Consider the following 19,224-nt stretch of genomic DNA (forward strand, 5'->3'; position numbering starts at 1 on the left):
TAGCTATCGGGAGTGGCTAAAAAAAACAAAACCCCTGAATATAAATTCAAGGGTTTGTTAGTAGTTATGTTGTTTATCGGAAAAGATTAAATAAAATGCAAGGAAAAAAAACTTAGTATCTTAGAACCTTAGCATCTCAGAACCTTAAAAATTATAAGCTCGGTAAATCTCCTCTTCCTTTAGTAGGCAGGTTGGTAGAGCCCATAAGAAACAAATCTACCTCTCTTGCTGCTTCGCGACCTTCTGAAATAGCCCACACGATTAATGATTGTCCTCTTCTCATATCACCTGCAGTGAAAATGTGAGGAACATTGGTCTGATAGTTGTGCGCTTTGTAATTGCTTCTAAAATCAGTTTCGATTCCTAATTGCTCGCTTAACGTTTTCTCTGGACCTGTGAATCCAAGAGCTAATAATGCTAAATCACAAGGCCAGATTTTCTCAGAACCTTCTTTCTCGATTAATTCAGGACGTTGACCTGGAGTCATTTTCCATTGTACTTCAACGGTTTTTAATCCAGTTAATTCACCTTTATAGTTAGAAATGAATTCTTTAGTGTTTATTAACCAGTTTCTGTCACAGCCTTCTTCGTGAGAAGAAGATGTTTTTAACTGCAACGGCCAGAAAGGCCAAGGCGTTGACTCGCTTCTTCCAACTGGAGGTTTTGGTAAAATCTCAAAGTTAGTTACCGATTTTGCTCCGTGTCTGTTTGAAGTTCCGATACAGTCAGAACCAGTATCTCCACCACCAATAACGATTACATCTTTACCAGTTGCTTTAACTTGATCTGGAATTGATTCTCCAAATAAAACTTTAGTTTGTTGCGTTAAGAAATCCATTGCCTGAACAACGCCTTTGCTTTCGATTCCTTTAGTTGGCAAGCTTCTTCTTTCAGTTGCTCCTCCGCATAAAACGATAGAATCGAATGCGTTTAATTCTGCTACACTAAAGTTAACACCAACATTTACATCAGTTTTGAAAGTGATTCCTTCTGCTTCAAGAATCGCTACACGTCTGTCGATAATTCCTTTTTCTAATTTGAAGTTCGGAATTCCGTAACGTAATAAACCTCCAATTGCATTGTCTCTTTCAAAAACGGTAACGGTGTGTCCTGCTCTGTTTAATTGCTGTGCAGCTGCAAGTCCCGCAGGTCCTGAACCAATAACAGCAACTGTTTTTCCTGTTCTTGTTTTTGGAGTTTGTGGTTTAATCCAACCTTCTGCAAAACCAATTTCAACGATGTTTTTCTCGATGTTTTCGATTGATACAGGATCTTTTATAATTCCTAATACACATGCTTTTTCGCATGGAGCAGGGCATAAGCGACCTGTGAATTCCGGAAAGTTATTAGTCGATTGTAAAATCTCTAATGCACTTTGCCATTCTTCCTGATGTACCATGTCGTTGAAGTCCGGAATTAAATTTCCTAACGGACAACCACTGTGGCAAAAAGGAATACCACAATCCATACATCTTGAACCTTGTTCTTTTACTTTATCTTTTGCTAACGGAATAGTAAATTCGTTGTAGTTAGAAACGCGTTCTGCTACTGCTAAATTACTTTCGTCGGCTCTGTTATATTCTTTAAATCCGCCTATTTTACCCATGACATTTTTAATAAAATTTAGTTGTGAGTTGTAAAATGTGAGAGGTGAGTTAAAAACTTAGCACCTCTGCACCTTTGTATCTCAGAACCTTTTAATTAAGCTATTAATTCTTCTATTTGTTTTTCTTCTGCAATTCTTTGTAATGCTTTTTTGTAATCAGTTGGCATTACTTTTACGAAGTGCTGTTGTTGGTTTTCCCAGTCTGCTAAAATTCTTTTTGCTAATGGACTGCTTGTGTACAATGAATGATTTTTGATCAATCGTCTTAGTTTCGTAACGTCCTCTTCTTCTAACGGATCGAATGCAACCATTTCCATGTTACAAACTGTCGAATCGAATTTCTTATTTGGATCGTAAACATAAGCTACACCACCGCTCATACCAGCTGCGAAGTTTCTTCCTGTTTTTCCTAAAACTACTACTGTACCACCGGTCATGTATTCGCATCCGTGGTCTCCAATTCCTTCAACAACTGCTGTTGCTCCAGAATTTCTCACACAGAAACGTTCTCCGGCCATTCCATTAATATAAGCCTCTCCGGTAATAGCTCCGTAAAGGGCAACGTTTCCGATAATGATATTGTCTTCAGGTTTAAAAGTTGCAGTAGGAGGTACTTTTACAATTAATTTTCCTCCAGAAAGACCTTTTCCTAAATAATCATTACAGTTTCCGTGAATTTTAAATGACAATCCGTTTGTTGCAAAAGCACCAAAACTTTGTCCGGCAGAACCTTCAAAATCAACTAAAATAGTGTCATCAGGTAATCCTTGTGCGCCGTAGATTTTTGAGATTTCGTTACTCAAAATCGCACCTACAGAACGGTCTGTATTTTTAATTTTAAAGGTTACTCTTGTTTTCTCTTTTCTATAAATAGACGGAATCGCTTCTTTAATAATGTCAAAATCTAATACGTTTTCAAGTTGGTGATCTTGAGTAGTTGTATTGTGATTTGGCTGCGTTTTCGCTTTTTCCGGTTTGTATAGAATTGGTGACAAGTCTAAACCATTTGCTTTATAATGTTTGATGGCTTTGTTCACATTTAATTTTTGTGACTGACCTACCATTTCTTTTAAAGTTCTGAAACCTAACTGCGCCATGATTTCTCTTAACTCTTCAGCAATGAAATACATGAAGTTGATTACGTGCTCTGGAGTTCCTTTGAAATTTTTTCTTAATTCAGGATCCTGAGTTGCAATACCAACCGGGCAAGTATTTAAGTGACAAGCTCTCATCATGATACATCCAGAAGCTACAAGCGGTGCAGTTGCAAAACCAAATTCTTCAGCTCCTAATAAAGCTGCGATAGCAACATCACGACCTGTTTTCAGCTGTCCGTCACACTCTAAAACTACACGACTTCTTAAATCATTTAAGATCAAAGTCTGCTGCGCTTCAGCTAAACCAAGTTCCCATGGAATACCTGTGTGCTGTAAAGATGTTAATGGTGCAGCTCCCGTTCCTCCGTCGTAACCAGAAATTAAGATAACGTCAGCTTTTGCTTTGGCAACACCGGCAGCGATGGTTCCAACTCCAACTTCAGAAACTAATTTTACGTTTACGCGCGCTTCACGGTTTGCATTTTTCAAATCGTAAATTAACTGAGATAAATCCTCAATTGAATAAATATCGTGGTGAGGAGGAGGTGAAATTAAGCCTACATAAGGTGTAGAATTTCTTGTTTCAGCAATCCAAGGCACAACTTTTTCTCCAGGTAACTGTCCACCTTCACCAGGTTTCGCACCTTGAGCCATTTTAATCTGGATTTCTTTAGCGTTTGTCAAATAGTTGATCGAAACACCAAAACGTCCTGACGCAACTTGTTTGATTGCAGAGTTTCTAGAATCTCCGTTAATTTCTTTTTGGAAACGTTTTGGATCTTCTCCACCTTCTCCAGAGTTACTTTTTCCACCGATTCTGTTCATTGCAATCGCTAAATTCTCGTGTGCTTCTCTAGAGATAGATCCGTAAGACATTGCACCCGTTTTAAATTTCTTCACAATTTCTGTCCAAGGCTCTACTTCATCAATAGAAATCGGATCTAAGTTGTTGAATTCAAATAAACCTCTAATGGTCATTAAGTTTGAGCTTTGCTCGTTAACGGCATTTGAGTATTCTTTATAACTTTCTGGGCTGTTTAAACGAACCGCTTGTTGTAATTTAGAAATAGTGGTTGGGTTAAACATGTGTTTTTCTCCACCACGTCTCCATCTGTAAATACCTCCAATTTCAAGAGAAAGCAAACTTGCCACTTTTGAATTTGGGAAAGCTTTTTGGAAACGTTTTTTTACTTCTTTTTCTACTTCCATTAAACCAATTCCTTCAATTCTTGATGGCGTGTAAGGGAAGTATTTAGAGGTGAATGTTTTGTTTAAACCTAAAATCTCGAAAATTTGAGCAGCTCTATACGAATGTAAAGTAGAGATACCAATTTTGTTCATGATTTTCACGATTCCTTTTGCAATCGCTTTGTTGTAGTTAACTACAGCGTAATCTGCTTTTACTCCAGTGATGAAACCTTGCGCAACTTGATCGTAAATGATTTCGTTTACCATGTACGGATTGATTGCGCTTGCACCGTATCCAAACAATAAAGCAAAATGATGAGGTTCGCGTGGTTCAGCAGATTCGATGATGATTCCGAATTTAGAGCGAACCTGTAAAATGTTTAAAGAGTGGTGAATGTAAGAACAAGCCAATAACATTGGAATTGGAGCTAGTTCTTCGCTAACTCCTCTATCAGAAAGAATGATAACGTTGCATCCTTCAGAAACAGCTTTAAAAGTTGCTTGAACACATTTTTCAAGAGCACGTTCTAAACCATTTACTCCTTTTTCTATTTTGTATAAAGTAGAAATGGTAGCCGATTTGAAATCTGCGTGGTCAATGTTTCTGATCTTATCTAAATCCTCATTAGAAATAACTGGATTTTGAATTTTTAGTTTTTTACATTGTTTTGACTCAATTTCAAAAATATTGAAATCACCGCCAATCGCTAAACTAATATCAGTAATAATTTCTTCACGAATACCATCCAAAGGCGGATTAGTAACCTGAGCAAATAATTGTTTGAAATAGTTGTATAACAATTGAGGCTGATCTGACAATACTGCTAATGGTGTATCGTTACCCATAGAACTGATTGCTTCAGCTCCTTGACCTCCCATTGGGTTGATGATTGTTTTTAAATCTTCAATTGTGTAACCAAATAAACGCTGTCTTGTTAAAAAATCTAGTTTTTCAACAGGAGTAGGGTTGTTGGTATAAGGAACTTTAGCAAGAGGCAATAAGTTAGCATCTAACCATTCTTGGTAAGGGCGTTTTGTAACGATTGATTTTTTTACTTCTTCGTCTTCAATAATACGACCTTCGTTCATGTCAACCAAGAACATTTTTCCTGGTTCAAGACGTCCATGCTGAATTACATCTTCTGGATCGATATCTAGTACACCAATTTCTGATGACATGATTACGAAACCACTGTGTGTTAATGTATAACGAGAAGGACGCAATCCGTTTCTGTCTAGTAAAGCACCAATTACGTTTCCATCTGTAAACGGAATAGAAGCAGGACCATCCCAAGGTTCCATAATACAAGCGTTGTATTCATAGAAAGCTCTTTTTTCTGGAGACATGGTTTGGTGTTTTTCCCAAGCTTCAGGAACTACCATCATCATTGCCTCTGGAAGCGAACGACCCGTCATTAATAAAAGTTCAACCACCATATCCATAGAAGCAGAATCTGATTTTCCTTCTAAGATAATTGGGAATAATTTTTTGATATCATCGCCAAAAACTTTGCTCTGCATAAGCTCTTCACGAGCACGCATGCGGCTTACATTTCCACGAAGTGTATTGATCTCACCATTATGACACATGTATCTAAACGGCTGCGCTAAGTCCCAAGAAGGGAATGTATTTGTTGAGAAACGTTGGTGTACAAGTGCTAAACGCGTCACCAAGTCCGGGTCTTTCAAATCTATATAATAACGGCTGATGTCTTCCGGCATCAATAAACCTTTATATATGATAGTAGTTGTCGATAAACTAGTAAAATAAAACATGTGGCTTTCAGAAGTTTTAGATCCTCTTACGGCATGTTCAGCAATTTTTCTAGCTGCAAAAAGTTTTGCATTAAATTCTTGTTCAGTTAAATCCTGTCCGTTTTTAGAAACGAAAACTTGTTTAACTGTTGGTTCTTTTTCTGCGGCAATCTGCCCTAAATTTTCAACGTCAACTGGCACATCTCTCCAACCTAAAACTTTTAAGTTTTGATCTTTGATAGTTGCTTCAAATGCATTAATACAAAAAGAAACTTGGTTTTTGCTTTTTGGTAAAAAAACCATTCCTACTGCATACTCACGCGCTTCTGGGATTTCAAAGTCACATACTTTCTTAAAAAAATCATGAGGGATATCAAACAAAATCCCTGCTCCGTCTCCAGTTCTTCCATCAGAACTAACGGCACCACGATGTTCCAATTTAATTAAGATGTCTAATGCTTTGTGAATAATATCGTTTGATTTAATACCATTCAAATTACAAATAAATCCTGCACCACAATTGTCGTGTTCAAATTCAGGCAAATAAAGCCCTTGTTCTTTAACTTTCATTCTTGATATTTTTTCTGCAAAAATAAAGATTTCGTTAAACATAATGTATTGAAATTATAAATTGACTTACATTTTTGTTGTAATAATAGAAAAACGCTTCTTAATTGATAATAATGTTATATTGACCATTGCGAAATGATAAAATGACAATGCACTTTAAAATATATTAAGAAAAATCGTCGTTGAGCTACTGAATTCGGTGAATTTTTTGTTAAATCTCAAACGATATAGTGATTTTAAGTTAACATTAACAAAGTGTTTCGGTAACGATTTGTTTGCTTTGAAAAAGAATAATCCTATAATACCTATTTGAGGTGTTTTTTAATTGAAAAAGATTTTACTATTAAGTTGAATTTTGCTACTTTTGTCGCACTTTTATTCTGAAATAAATTCAGAACCAGACAAATTCTATATTATGAACATACACGAATATCAAGGAAAAGAAATTTTAGCAAGTTACGGAGTACGCATTCAACGCGGAATTGTGGCTAACAATGCGGTTGAAGCTGTAGCTGCTGCAAAACAATTAACTGCCGAAACTGGTACAGGATGGCATGTTATTAAAGCACAAATTCACGCAGGTGGTCGTGGAAAAGGTGGTGGAGTTAAGTTGGCTAAAAACTTGCAACAAGTTGAAGAAATCGCTGGACAAATCATCGGAATGCAATTAATTACGCCTCAGACATCTGCTGAAGGTAAAAAAGTAAACAAAGTTTTAGTTGCTGAAGATGTTTACTATCCAGGTGAAAGCGAAACTTCTGAATTTTATGTTTCTGTTTTATTGAATAGAGGTACAGGTCGTAACATGATTATGTATTCTACTGAAGGTGGAATGGATATCGAAGAAGTTGCTGAGCACACTCCACACTTAATCTTTACTGAAGAAATCGATCCATCTGTTGGATTACAAGGTTTCCAAGCAAGAAGAATTGCCTTTAACTTAGGTCTTTCTGGAAATGCTTTCAAAGAAATGGTTAAATTCATCGATGCATTATACAATGCTTACATTGGTTCTGATGCTTCAATGTTTGAAATTAACCCAGTTTTAAAAACATCTGACAACAAAATTTTAGCTGTTGATGCTAAAGTTAACATTGATGATAACGCTTTATACAGACAACCTAAGTATGCTGAAATGAGAGATATCCGTGAGGAGAATCCAATCGAAGTTGAAGCTAAAGAAGTTGGTCTAAACTATGTTGACCTTGACGGTACTGTAGGATGTATGGTAAACGGAGCTGGTCTTGCAATGGCAACTATGGATTTAATTAAATACGCTGGTTTTGAGCCTGCTAACTTCCTTGACGTTGGTGGAACTGCTGATGCAAAACGTGTTGAAACAGCTTTCAGAATTATCTTGAAAGATCCAAACGTAAAAGCTATCTTAATTAACATCTTCGGAGGTATCGTTCGTTGTGACCGTGTTGCTCAAGGTGTTGTTGATGCTTACAAAAACATGGGTGACGCTATCAATGTGCCAATCATTGTTCGTTTGCAAGGAACAAATGCTGAAATTGCAAAAGAATTAATTGACAATTCAGGTATGCCAATCTTATCAGCTGTTCAATTCCAAGAAGCTGCTGACCAAGTTAAAGCTGCTCTTTCTTAATTAAATAAGAAATCAAATTATATAGAAAATCCATTCCACTTCGGAATGGATTTTTTTATTTAACCGCAAAGCACGCAAAGTTTTTTTGCTAAGGATTGTGAATACAAACGTAAAGTTCGCAAAGCTATATGGAGATAAGCTTTGCGAACTTTGCGTTTATGAAGAGTATTATACTTAAAAAATCTTTGTGTGCTTTGCGGTTAAAATAACTATTTCAAAACAGTCGATAAGTCTACAAGTTCAAACGTTGGGTCATTTTCAATAAGCTGTCTGAACATCGCAGCATGGCCGCCGCCAACTAGAACCATTATTTTATCATCTTTGCTTTCAGTTAGTTTTTGGATTAAAGAATACATATATAAGTTTCGTTTGTACCAATTTGTCACTAAAGAGGCGCCTGTAAAATCATCTGGTTTTCCAGTTCTGTTTGCTACTTCTAAGTACCATTGTAAGTTATCTTTGTCCGTTTCTTTTTCGTTGAAATAAAGCATAAGTTCTGTTAAAGTGCTTTTTGAAATTCTCTCATTTTGTTCTTTCTGATATTGTGCCATCATGTTTTTAGTCTTCTCCATCAAATCCTTTTGATCCGCTTTTTCCATACTCATCATTAAACTATCGTAAGGAAAAGGAGTGCGATAATCAATTGCGTATAATTTTTTGTGATTTAGTTTTTTCGCCGTGCGAAGTGCCAATTGCGTAATTTCGTTTGCATCTTTTTTGAAAAGACTATCAGTGTTTTTATTGTAAAACTTATCTAATTCAGCTTGTTTGGTGAATCTCCATTCAACAAAAATTTTATCTGGGCCAAATTTCTTGATTTTGTCGCTCATGGTTTCAAGCTCTTTTTGACTTTTTTCAGACATAACATTAAATGTTTTTATTTTGGCAACATCATTTCCTGGATTTGCAAAATGAAAAGTTCCAATTAGCAGGATTTGTTTCTTTTTTGTTTGCGCAGATGATAGGTTAAATGTAATAAGTGCTAGTAATAAGATGATTTTTTTCATGATGATTTTGTGTTTAAATTCATTGCAAATGTAGGGGCAGATTCCAGGCTTTTTTTTCGGTTTTGATGAACACTTAGTTTCACTTGACCAACTGTCTATATTTTGTTTTCAAAATGTTGGTATACTATTTTTCATGGTTCATCATTAAAAAAATAGGGTTTCATATAAATACCATTTGGATTTAAAGTCATAATTGTATTTTTGAACTTATAACTGATATTTATGAAACTTAAAATTCCTTTTTACTACCACATTATTCTTTTTCTTGGATTGTTTTTAACCTACTGTCTTTGGGATTATGGAATTAATAATAAAATAATAATGGTCGAGCGAACCAAGCTTTACTTTTGGATTACATCGACTTTTTTTCTTTCTGTTTTTGTAGTTTATATAGTCAATTTTTATATGGTTTGTGATTGGTTTTTGAATAGAAAGAAAATTCTTTTTTATTTTTTAAGCATTCCATTTTCGTTAACCCTTTTTGCTGGAGTCAGATATGTTTTTCAAGAAGTAATAATGTTTAATATTATTGGAGTGCATAACTATCATGTTGGCGATTTAGAATGGAGTTTTTATATTCGTGATAATTTCTTTTTTGGATTACCTGCTGTTATTTTTAGCGCGCTGAGTTATTTGTTTTGGCAGTTTCAGAGCGCACAGCAGCAAAATCAAGAATTACTTTTAGAGAATAAAAAAGCTCAATTTCAAATGTTGAAAGCTCAGGTGAGTCCTCATTTTTTGTTTAATACGCTGAATTCTTTTTACAGTCAGTTGGTTTTAAAAGATGATGAAATGGCTTCGGATGTTTTAGTGCTTTCCGATTTACTGCGCTATGTTATTACTGAAACTGATAAAGATGAGGCAGTACTTTCAAAAGAAATTCAATTTATTCAGAACTACATTCATTTACAGAAAAAACGATTTGAAGATCAATTGTATCTGGATTTTTCTATTGAAGGAAATTATTCGAATGAAAGAATTCTTTCGTCAGCTTTGATTCATTTTGTGGAGAATGTTTTTAAACACGGAAAATTTAATAGTGAACAGGAAAAAGCAGTTATTTTGATTAAAATAAAAGAGGATTTTTTAGAGATTTCAACATTTAATTATATTGTTGAAGGCGAGAATTATTCTTCGACTGGAATTGGTTTTGATAACTTAACCAAAAGATTTGAGTATATGTATAAAGGTAAATTTGTACTTGAAAAAACCGAAGAAAATAATACCTTTAAAACCTACTTAAAAATACCACTTAAAAAATAATTTATGGCTTTTAAATGTATTATTGTTGACGATGAACCGCCGGCAACTCGTATTCTGGAGAATTATATTGGGAAAGTTAATTTTCTTGAAAAAACGGGAGTTTTTAATGATTCATTAAAGGCTTTAGAATTTATAAATACACAAGCAGTTGATGTTATTTTTTTAGATATTCAAATGCCGCAATTAACAGGTTTACAGATTTCTAAGATTATTTCAAAAGAGATAAAAGTTATTTTTACAACGGCATATCCTGATTTTGCCTTGGAAGGTTTTGAATTGAATGCGGTTGATTATTTATTAAAACCCATTTCGTTTGAACGTTTTTATCAAGCAGTTTCAAAGCTGAATACGGAATCAAAAACGATTGTTTCAAGTCAGAATAATACGCCTGATTTTCTATTCATCAAAACAGATGGAAAGAATAAATTCCAGAAGATTTTTCTAAACGATATTTTGTATGTAGAAAGTCTGCAGAATTACGTTTGTATTCATACTTCGAAACAGCAGATTATTACGCATTCGTCATTAAAAAATGTAATAGAATCACTTCCTGAAAATGATTTTATTCAGATTCATAAATCACATGCGATTTCTTTACAGCACATTGAATCTACTGATAATTTTTCTGTTTTTGTAAACGGAAAAGAATTACCAATTGGTGCTACTTTTAAAGATGCTTTTTTTGATAAAATAGAAGAGAATAAAATATAGATTTTTAAACCGCAAAGCACGCAAAGATTTTTTACTTAGGATCGAGAATACAAACGCAAAGTTCGCAAAGCTTTATCTATATAACTTTGCGAACTTTGCGTTTATATTTAGTCTTTTAAGTAAGAATCCTAGCTCCTGATAGCTATCGGGATTGTGGTTAAATCCTCAATTACGATTTTTTCTTATTGCCGTTTTTGAAAACCACTTTTTCTACAACAGATGGTTTTCCATTTCCTTTAGGAAATGCTTTCTTTTTAGGCTTTCCAGCTGATGAACCCGACTTTGGTGAATTTTGATCACCTCTATATTTTTCTGAATCTTTTGGAGAGGCTTTAAATTCGGGTCTTTCTTTAGAAGTTTCTTTCTTTGGAATTTCAGATTTATGTTTTGCTAAAACATCCGTTGGGTTTTTCGGATTTTCTTTAGTTCCTCTCAAATGAATTACCAATCCGTTTAAGAAATTACGCAAAACCTGATCGCCGCATTCCATATAGTTTGGATGATCTTCGGCTCTAAAAAAAGCACCTAATTCTGATTTTGAAATTCTAAAATCTACCAATTCTAAAATTTCAACTATTTGGTCATCACGGAGCATCAAAGCCACGCGAAGTTTTTTAAGTATATCGTTATTTGTCATTGTTTATTTTTTACAAAGGTACGTTTTAATAGCAAAGATTTGGAGTATTTTTTTTCGCCGCGAATTACACAAATTTTCACAAATTTATTTAAAATTTTAATTCGTGAAAATTTGTGTAATTCACGGCAAACTTTTTTATTTATGATTTAAGACCTGAATTAACTTATCCAAATCTTCTTTTAAATGGTTTGCGGTAACTACTATGCGATTTAATGGTTCCGCTTCTTTGGTGTATTTAAAACTGGCGATAATTATTTTTTCTTGTTTTAGTTTTTCTACTAATTCATTTGATAACACATAAATCAAAGGATAGTTTTTATCAAATAGAATATTGTTATTTTTGATTAAAATCGAATTGATATAACTTAAATTGTCTAGTAATTTTTGATGCTGCGTTTTATAAATTTCAGAAGCATCAGAAAGTGTTTGCACAAATGCAGGGTTCATTCCAGCTGCACTGGTAAAAGTTTCTAACTCCTTTATTTCATTGATAAATTTTAAATCAGATGCAATAACACCGCCAGTCAATCCAAACGCTTTTCCTAAAGACGAAACCATTATTTTCCTTTTAATAGAAAAGTCAATTGAAGAATAAATTCCAGAACCATTTTCACCGACAATTCCCAATGAATGAGATTCGTCAATAAGCAATGTAATTTCTTTATGATTTGGAATTTGCTTTAAGAAAGATAAATCAACGGGTTTTGTTTCAAACGAAGGAACTCCATCAGTAAGAATCGCTATTTTCTCCCACTTTGAATCTAATAAACGTTCGTTTAATTGATTATTTACAAATAACGGAATGCTGTTTTCGATTCGGATTGCATTATGTGTATCATTCAAATGAAAAAAACAATCTATTTCTTTTTTTATCTTTTCTAAAACTAATTTTCCTGCCAGCATTCCAGAAGAAACAGTAACTGCACTTTCTGAACCAATATGAGAAGCTAAAAAGTTTTCACCTTCATCATAAGCTCTTAATTTGATGTTAGCAGTTCGCGAACTGCCGTAAGTAGTTCCCCAGTTTAAAATATTCTTAACGACCAGATTCTGAAAAGCTTTATTGGTTGGAAGTCCTAAATAAGCAGTTCCGCCAAAATACAAATACTGTTCTTGGTCAATTTCAATAACTCGATCGGGAAATTTTTCGACTTTCATTTTTTAAAGTAGTGTAACACCAGTTCCGTTTAGATTAGAATAACTTACAACACCATCTTTTATAGTTACGCCAGTTGCAATATCTTCTGCTAAAAGTAGTGCACCATCCATATCAACATAATCAAGTTGAGGCAGTAAATGAGCGATTGCAGAAATACCCACAGTAGATTCGGTCATACAGCCCACCATAGTTCTCAATCCTAGTTTTTTAGCTTCTTCAATCATGCGTTTTCCAGGGGTTAATCCGCCGCATTTTACCAATTTTACATTTACACCGTGAAAATGATTGAAACATTTAGCAACGTCTTCTTCAATAATACAACTTTCGTCAGCAATAATAGGTAAAACAGAATGCTTGAAAACTTCTCTATGTGCTTCCCAATTATCAGCTTTCATAGGCTGCTCTAAAAACTCAACGCCTAGTTTTTTTAGTTCTATAGCATTGTTGATCGTTTCTTCGACTCCCCAGCCACAATTCGCATCAATTCTAAAAACAGCATTCGTATGTTTTCTAAGTTCTTTTACAATTGCAATATCTTCTTTAGTTCCCAATTTAATTTTATAGATCGGCCACGGAAGCTCCTGCATTTTTGAAACCATTTTTTCAATAGAAGCAATCCCGATTGTATAATCTGTCATTGGGTTTCTTTCGGTGGTGTAGTTCCATAATTCATACAATTTTTTGCCTTTTTTACGTGCATATAAATCATTATAAGCCAAGTCTAAAGCGCAAAGTGCAAACATATCATCTTTTAAATACGGATGAATTTTTGACCAAAATACTTCGGGAGTTTCATTTTCAGTGCTTTCAATAATGGTTCTGATTTTTTCTAAATCTTCCATCATCATTGGAACTGTAGTTTTGTAATATGGGTTTGAAGTAGCTTCTCCAAAGCCCGAAAAACCATCGCTTTGCAGTTCGACAATTAATGAAGGCTGAAAATCAATAGATTCTCTAGAAATAGTAAAAGTATGTTTTAGCTTTAGGTTATATTCTTTTAAAATTAGTTTCATATTTTATGCTGTTTTTTTGTCTGTATTTTGCTCAATAACCAAGCCAAAGAACCGCTTTTGTAAAGCCGTCTTTCCATAGTTTTTCGTTGTGTTCGCCGCCTTTTACAATCTTTGTTTTAGTAAGATGCAGGCAATAGCAGCGGTTTTTGTCTAATAAACGTTCCATTTTATTTAAATCGCTTACCATATCGTCGCTTTCTTTATCTCCGCAGAGAAAATAAATTTGCGTTTTATTTTTTGGCGTCTGTTCCGTTAAAGTATAAATATCATTTGAAAACCAAAATGACGGGGAAAAAACACCCGCCTTGCCAAAAACTTCAGGATATTTAAGAATAGCATAATAAGAAACTAAACCGCCAAGTGAACTTCCCATTATAGTAGTATTTTTTGCTTTAGTTTTAGTTCGATAATGCGTGTCGATGTAAGGTTTTAAAGTTTTTACAATAAAATCAAGGTAATCGTCAGCCATTCCGCCGCCGTATTTTTCATTTTTATAGGGTGTTAATTCATCAATGCGTTTTTCATTGCCATGTTCAATACCAACTACAATTACTGGAGCTTTAAGGCTGTCTAATTTTTCATCAACATTCCATTCGCCAGAAAAAGAAGTTTTGGCATCAAACAAATTTTGAGCATCATGCATATAAATAACATTGTATTTTTTAGCTGAAGCCAAATAGCCTTCGGGTAAATAAATCCATATTTTTTTTGTGGTTTTGAGTTGAGGAGCTTCAATTGTAAAAGTTGATACGTTTTTTGAAGCGGTGCTTTCTTGAGCATTTCCAATTGCAAAACAGAGAAAAATAAAAAAGAAAACCCCTCTAATCATCAGTTCTTTTGTGTTTTAGATTTAAATATAATATTTTAGCTAAAAATAACAAATTTGATGAATACCGAAGAAGAAAAGAGAAGTTTACTTTTAGAAATGATTGCTTTCTCGACAGTTGATGGTCAATTGCATAAACGCGAGCTGGAATTTTTGTGGCTGGTTGCGCAGGAACTGAATGTTGATCGTGCTCTTTTTCAGGATTTATTTCATCAAGAATATACTGCTAAAGTAATTAAATCTGAATTTCAGCGTATTCAGCAATTTTACAGATTGGCACTGATTATGCATTGTGACGGTATTTTGCACGAAAAAGAAGCAAAAGCAATTCAGCAGATTGCAATTGAAATGGGATTAAATCCGGGTGCTGTAAAACGTGTTTTGGATCTTATGGAAAAAGCACCAAATGCTTTAATTGACCCAAAAGTGCTGCTCAAAGTATTTCAGGAACAGCACAATTAAGTCAATAGATGGAAATACAAAATATATCGTTTTAATTTTTTACTACGGTTTTATTTTTTTTGAAGGCTGAAATTTAGGATGTCCAGTATGAGTATAGGCAAAACTAATTAAGTCACTATTTTTTTCTATGCTTTTTGTTGCACTGTCGCCCATTCCGTGACCAGATTCAAAATCAGTTAAAAAAAGTATAGGATTTCTGGAAGTATTTGCATTTTGAAGTGAAGCTGCAAATTTTGCCGGTTCCCAAGCAATTACACGCGGATCATTCATTCCTGCTGTTATTAATGTTGCTGGATATGCAGTTCCTTTTTTAATATGATGAAACGAATCCATTTCTAGCAGCGCTTTGAATTCTGTTTTGTCTTTTACAGTTCCAAATTCAGGAATATTGCCTGGACCATTTGGTGATAGTTCTGAGCGGATTGTATTAAATGCTCCTACTTCGGGAATGGCAGCGGCAAACAAATCAGGTCGTTCTGTAATTGCTCTTCCAATTAATATACCGCCAGCACTTGCGCTCCAAATAGCGATTCTTTTTGGCGAAGAATATTTTTCTTTAATTAAATATTCAGTAACCGCAATTAAATCTTTCCATGTATTAGGTTTAGTTGTTTTAAAACCTGCTTTATGCCAAGTTTCTCCTAATTCTCCGCCGCCTCTAACATGTGCAACAACATAGATGCCTCCATAAGTGCAATAAGGTAATGCAAAACCTGCACTAAATCTTGGTTCCATAGAGATTCCGTAAGCACCATATCCTACCATTAGAACTGGATTATCTCCATTTAGTTTCGTGTTTTTATTATAAATAATCGAAACAGGAACCAAAGTGCCATCATGGGAGGGAACCATAATTTCTTTAGAGACAATATCTTTGAATTCAGGATATTCAATAGGTTTTGTCATGGGCTGAAAAGTAAATGTATTTGATGATGGATTATACAAATAGCGTTTTGTGGGAGAAGTCCAGCCTGATAGTGTTATCCAAATATCGCTTTTATTTTCATTTACAGTTAAAAATGAAGCTGAACCTGCTTGAAAAGGTAATTTTAATTCGATAGGTTCCTTTTTTCCTTTTGCTAAGAAAAATACTTTTGCCTGCACGCCATTTTCAGTAAGGGAATAATATAAACCATCTTTTGTAAGTGTAAAATTGGTAATATTTCCATTTTTTGGCTCGGGAATAACTGTTTCTGCTTTTTCTATGTTTGGGTCTGAAATAGGGACTTTGATAATTTTATAATTAGAAGCATTTTTATAAGTCAAGTAATAAATAAACTCTTTGTCAACATTGTAATTCGTTACTTCATCTTTTTTATCAACTAGATTTGTCCATTTTGTGGGTTTAAAATTGTCTTTTAAATCAGTATCGTACAACTTAATTCGATTGTCTACAGTAAGAACTAAGCCATAGTTTTTATTCGAATTTTTATGATAGAGGTTCAAGGGAAATTCTTCAGCTCCTATATTAAGTTCTGGATTAGTTGCACTCGACAAAAATTCTACATCTTTATTTGGGTCTTCGCCTAATTTATGATAATATACTTTAGAGTTTAATAATCTGTTTGGATCGGTAACATTTGCAGAGTTTAATCTTCCGTATGTAAATGAATTTCCGTCAGGCATCCAAGAAGGAGTACTAAACCAGCATCTGTCGAACACTTCAGGATAAACTTTTCCATCGCTGCTTACAATAAGTAATTCTGCACTTTCAGAACCGCTTGGAGCAATTTCTACAGCTACTTTATCTCCTTTTTCATTGGGCGTTATAGAGCTTATATTGTAATTTACTCCCGCTGTTTTTTTATAAGTTTCTGGATCAAAAAGCAGTTTTTCTGTTCCTTTGTAGCCAATTCTCTGATATAGTTTACCATTTTCCTCGTTGGTATTTCGTTTTAGATAGAAATAATGATCGTTCTCAGTAATTTGTAATTCAGAGATAGTGCTTTCTTTTCTTGCATCAAGTTCTTTTAGTTTTTTAAAGAGATTTTGACGTTCTGGAACTTCATTTAACTTGGCTCGTGCATAATCAGCATTAGCTTTCATCCAAGTAACCACATTCGGATCATTTAGATTTTCAAGATAGCGATAGGGATCTTCTATCTTTTCACCGAAATATTCATCTACGACGATTTTTTCTGGGGCGGGCTGTGGTTTAATCTGCCCGAAATTTGATACTACTGAGCCGCAAAGTGCTGCAGTAGTAAGAATAAATTTAGTATTCATAATTTATCTAGTTTTGAAGTAAGAAAAAATTCCAGATAGATTATGGACGAGTAAATGTATGAAAATATTTTAAATAATTGATAATTAGGTTATTGTGTTTTTTTAGGCTAATTGATCTTGTAGTTTTTTAATATCATCACGCAGTTTGGCAGCTTGCATAAAGTCTAACTCTTTTGCTGCTTTTTCCATTGATTTTCTTTTTTCTCGAATCATTTTTTCTAACTCAGACTTAGATAAATAAGCTGTCTCAGGTTCAGCGGCAGCAGGTAACGTATGTCCTAATTCGTATTCTACCAAAGGATTTTTTGTAAAAGCGCTGTCTATTTTTTTGTTTAATGCCTGAGGTGTAATACCGTGCTCTGTATTGTAGTTAATCTGTTTAGTTCTTCGATAGTTAGTTTCGTCTATTGTTCTTTGCATGCTTGCGGTAATTTTATCAGCATACATAATCGCTTTTCCATTTAAGTTTCTGGCTGCGCGACCAATAGTCTGCGTTAAAGATCTATGGTTACGTAAAAAACCTTCTTTATCAGCATCAAGAATGGCAACAAGAGAAACTTCGGGTAAATCTAAACCTTCACGAAGCAGGTTAACTCCAATTAAGACATCAAAAATACCTTTTCGTAAATCCTGCATGATTTCGATTCGTTCTAAAGTATCAACATCAGAATGAATGTAACGGCATCTAATATTTACTTTAGTTAAATATTTGGCTAATTCTTCGGCCATTCTTTTCGTCAAGGTAGTTACCAGAACTCTTTCGTCCAGTTCACATCGAACTTGTATTTCTTCGATCAAATCATCGATCTGATTTAAACTTGGTCTTACTTCAATAATCGGATCTAATAATCCTGTCGGACGAATAATTTGCTCTACATAAATTCCATCAGATTTTTGCAATTCATAATCTGCAGGAGTTGCCGAAACGTAAATAACCTGATTCTGCATAGCTTCAAATTCTTCAAATTTCAAAGGTCTATTGTCCATTGCGGCAGGTAGTCTAAAACCATATTCAACCAAATTTTCTTTTCGGCTGCGGTCGCCTCCGTACATGGCGTGAACTTGCGAAACTGTTACGTGGCTTTCATCAACAACCATTAAATAATCACTTGGAAAATAGTCTAGTAAACAGAAAGGTCTTGTTCCGGCTTCACGTCCGTCAAGATAACGCGAATAATTTTCAATTCCAGAACAGTATCCTAATTCGCGAATCATTTCTAAATCAAAATTGGTTCTTTCTTCAAGACGTTTGGCTTCTAAATGTTTTCCAATTTCTTTGAAATAATCAACTTGTTTTACCAAATCTTGTTGAATTTCCCAGATTGCTCCTTGTAGAACTTCAGGAGAAGTCACAAACATGTTGGCAGGATAGATCGTTAATCTTTTAAACTTTTCTATAACCTGCGAGGTTTTAGGATCAAAAGCTTCAATTTCTTCAATTTCATCTCCAAAAAAGTGAATTCGATACGCATCATCAGCATAACTGGGATAAACTTCAACAGTATCTCCTTTAATTCTAAAAGTTCCCGGATTAAAATCGGCTTCGGTTCTAGCGTATAAACTTTGTACCAGACTATGCAGTAATTTAGTTCTCGAAATAACTTGATCTCGAGTTATTTCGATTACGTTTTTTTGAAATTCTACAGGATTTCCAATACCATACAAACAGGAAACTGAAGCTACAACTAAAACATCACGTCTTCCTGAAAGTAAAGAAGAAGTGGTGCTTAAACGCATTTTTTCGAGTTCTTCATTGATAGATAGATCTTTTTCAATAAAAACCCCTGTAACTGGCATAAAAGCCTCAGGCTGATAATAGTCGTAATAAGAAACGAAATACTCAACCGCATTATTTGGAAAAAATTGTTTGAACTCTGAATATAATTGTGCCGCCAAAGTTTTATTATGCGCTAAAACCAGCGTTGGACGCTGTACTTCTTGAATAACATTGGCTACTGTAAATGTTTTACCAGATCCTGTAACTCCTAATAAAGTTTGATATTTTTCGCCGTCGACTATACCTTGCGATAATTTTTGAATTGCTTGAGGTTGATCTCCTTTTGGACTATAATCTGAAGTTACTTGGAAATTCATT

The 19,224-nt window shown here is 34.3% G+C and carries 13 protein-coding genes; 4 read left to right on the top strand and 9 right to left on the bottom strand.

Features of this window, described 5'->3' with window-relative positions; translation table 11 throughout:
- Positions 1-151: 151 nt before the first annotated feature.
- Both B0A75_RS12610 and gltB read right to left on the bottom strand, forming a co-directional pair.
- Positions 152-1,606 (bottom strand): glutamate synthase subunit beta, encoded by a 1,455-nt coding sequence (locus tag B0A75_RS12610; protein WP_089054624.1) that lies wholly within the window; start codon positions 1,604-1,606, stop codon positions 152-154.
- Positions 1,607-1,701: 95 nt separating this feature from the next.
- Positions 1,702-6,216 carry a glutamate synthase large subunit gene (gene gltB / locus B0A75_RS12615; RefSeq protein ID WP_089054648.1) on the bottom strand — a complete coding sequence of 1,505 codons (4,515 nt, stop codon included), beginning with the start codon at positions 6,214-6,216 and terminating at the stop codon, positions 1,702-1,704.
- 415 nt (positions 6,217-6,631) lie between these two features.
- Between gltB and sucC the strand changes: the two genes are divergently transcribed.
- On the top strand, positions 6,632-7,825 hold the full coding sequence (sucC, locus tag B0A75_RS12620) for an ADP-forming succinate--CoA ligase subunit beta (protein WP_089054649.1): 1,194 nt from the start codon (positions 6,632-6,634) through the stop codon (positions 7,823-7,825).
- A 209-nt stretch (positions 7,826-8,034) separates the two neighbouring features.
- Here sucC and B0A75_RS12625 read toward each other — a convergent pair whose 3' ends face one another.
- Positions 8,035-8,832, bottom strand: coding sequence for a DUF5694 domain-containing protein (locus tag B0A75_RS12625; protein WP_089054625.1), 798 nt, complete (start codon positions 8,830-8,832; stop codon positions 8,035-8,037).
- A gap of 222 nt (positions 8,833-9,054) precedes the next feature.
- On the opposite strand from B0A75_RS12625, the gene B0A75_RS12630 reads away from it, so the two are divergent.
- A complete protein-coding gene (locus B0A75_RS12630; protein WP_089054626.1) occupies positions 9,055-10,095 on the top strand; it encodes a sensor histidine kinase in 1,041 nt (346 codons plus the stop codon).
- Between the two features lie 3 nt (positions 10,096-10,098).
- Positions 10,099-10,806: a LytR/AlgR family response regulator transcription factor gene (locus tag B0A75_RS12635; protein ID WP_089054627.1), complete on the top strand. Its 708-nt coding sequence runs from the start codon at positions 10,099-10,101 to the stop codon at positions 10,804-10,806.
- Between the two features lie 169 nt (positions 10,807-10,975).
- Here B0A75_RS12635 and B0A75_RS12640 read toward each other — a convergent pair whose 3' ends face one another.
- From B0A75_RS12640 to B0A75_RS12655, 4 genes are all read right to left on the bottom strand, one after another.
- The gene (locus B0A75_RS12640) at positions 10,976-11,443 is read right to left on the bottom strand and encodes a DUF1456 family protein (protein WP_089054628.1); all 468 of its coding nucleotides are present in this window, start codon (positions 11,441-11,443) and stop codon (positions 10,976-10,978) included.
- A gap of 135 nt (positions 11,444-11,578) precedes the next feature.
- Positions 11,579-12,601, bottom strand: coding sequence for an aminotransferase class I/II-fold pyridoxal phosphate-dependent enzyme (locus tag B0A75_RS12645; protein WP_089054629.1), 1,023 nt, complete (start codon positions 12,599-12,601; stop codon positions 11,579-11,581).
- A 3-nt stretch (positions 12,602-12,604) separates the two neighbouring features.
- Positions 12,605-13,615, bottom strand: coding sequence for a dipeptide epimerase (locus tag B0A75_RS12650; protein ID WP_089054630.1), 1,011 nt, complete (start codon positions 13,613-13,615; stop codon positions 12,605-12,607).
- Positions 13,616-13,646: 31 nt separating this feature from the next.
- Positions 13,647-14,444, bottom strand: a complete 798-nt coding sequence (locus tag B0A75_RS12655; protein WP_089054631.1) for an alpha/beta hydrolase — start codon at positions 14,442-14,444, stop codon at positions 13,647-13,649.
- A gap of 57 nt (positions 14,445-14,501) precedes the next feature.
- On the opposite strand from B0A75_RS12655, the gene B0A75_RS12660 reads away from it, so the two are divergent.
- Positions 14,502-14,903 (top strand): helix-turn-helix domain-containing protein, encoded by a 402-nt coding sequence (locus B0A75_RS12660; protein ID WP_089054632.1) that lies wholly within the window; start codon positions 14,502-14,504, stop codon positions 14,901-14,903.
- Between the two features lie 42 nt (positions 14,904-14,945).
- Here B0A75_RS12660 and B0A75_RS12665 read toward each other — a convergent pair whose 3' ends face one another.
- On the bottom strand, positions 14,946-17,129 hold the full coding sequence (locus B0A75_RS12665) for a prolyl oligopeptidase family serine peptidase (RefSeq protein WP_089054633.1): 2,184 nt from the start codon (positions 17,127-17,129) through the stop codon (positions 14,946-14,948).
- Between the two features lie 102 nt (positions 17,130-17,231).
- A complete protein-coding gene (gene uvrB, locus B0A75_RS12670; protein ID WP_089054634.1) occupies positions 17,232-19,223 on the bottom strand; it encodes an excinuclease ABC subunit UvrB in 1,992 nt (663 codons plus the stop codon).
- Position 19,224 lies beyond the last annotated feature (1 nt).

This window comes from Flavobacterium oncorhynchi (assembly GCF_002217355.1).
Classification (GTDB): Bacteria; Bacteroidota; Bacteroidia; order Flavobacteriales; family Flavobacteriaceae; genus Flavobacterium; species Flavobacterium oncorhynchi.

Bases quoted from the DNA above. Each gene is read 5' to 3' on its own strand.
- B0A75_RS12630 (WP_089054626.1), top strand. From the start codon at position 9,055: ATGAAACTTAAAATTCCTTTTTACTACCACATTATTCTTTTTCTTGGA.
- B0A75_RS12610 (WP_089054624.1), bottom strand. From the start codon at position 1,606: ATGGGTAAAATAGGCGGATTTAAAGAATATAACAGAGCCGACGAAAGT.
- B0A75_RS12655 (WP_089054631.1), bottom strand. From the start codon at position 14,444: ATGATTAGAGGGGTTTTCTTTTTTATTTTTCTCTGTTTTGCAATTGGA.
- B0A75_RS12625 (WP_089054625.1), bottom strand. From the start codon at position 8,832: ATGAAAAAAATCATCTTATTACTAGCACTTATTACATTTAACCTATCA.
- sucC (WP_089054649.1), top strand. From the start codon at position 6,632: ATGAACATACACGAATATCAAGGAAAAGAAATTTTAGCAAGTTACGGA.
- B0A75_RS12645 (WP_089054629.1), bottom strand. From the start codon at position 12,601: ATGAAAGTCGAAAAATTTCCCGATCGAGTTATTGAAATTGACCAAGAA.
- B0A75_RS12650 (WP_089054630.1), bottom strand. From the start codon at position 13,615: ATGAAACTAATTTTAAAAGAATATAACCTAAAGCTAAAACATACTTTT.
- B0A75_RS12665 (WP_089054633.1), bottom strand. From the start codon at position 17,129: ATGAATACTAAATTTATTCTTACTACTGCAGCACTTTGCGGCTCAGTA.
- uvrB (WP_089054634.1), bottom strand. From the start codon at position 19,223: ATGAATTTCCAAGTAACTTCAGATTATAGTCCAAAAGGAGATCAACCT.
- B0A75_RS12635 (WP_089054627.1), top strand. From the start codon at position 10,099: ATGGCTTTTAAATGTATTATTGTTGACGATGAACCGCCGGCAACTCGT.
- gltB (WP_089054648.1), bottom strand. From the start codon at position 6,216: ATGAAAGTTAAAGAACAAGGGCTTTATTTGCCTGAATTTGAACACGAC.
- B0A75_RS12660 (WP_089054632.1), top strand. From the start codon at position 14,502: ATGAATACCGAAGAAGAAAAGAGAAGTTTACTTTTAGAAATGATTGCT.
- B0A75_RS12640 (WP_089054628.1), bottom strand. From the start codon at position 11,443: ATGACAAATAACGATATACTTAAAAAACTTCGCGTGGCTTTGATGCTC.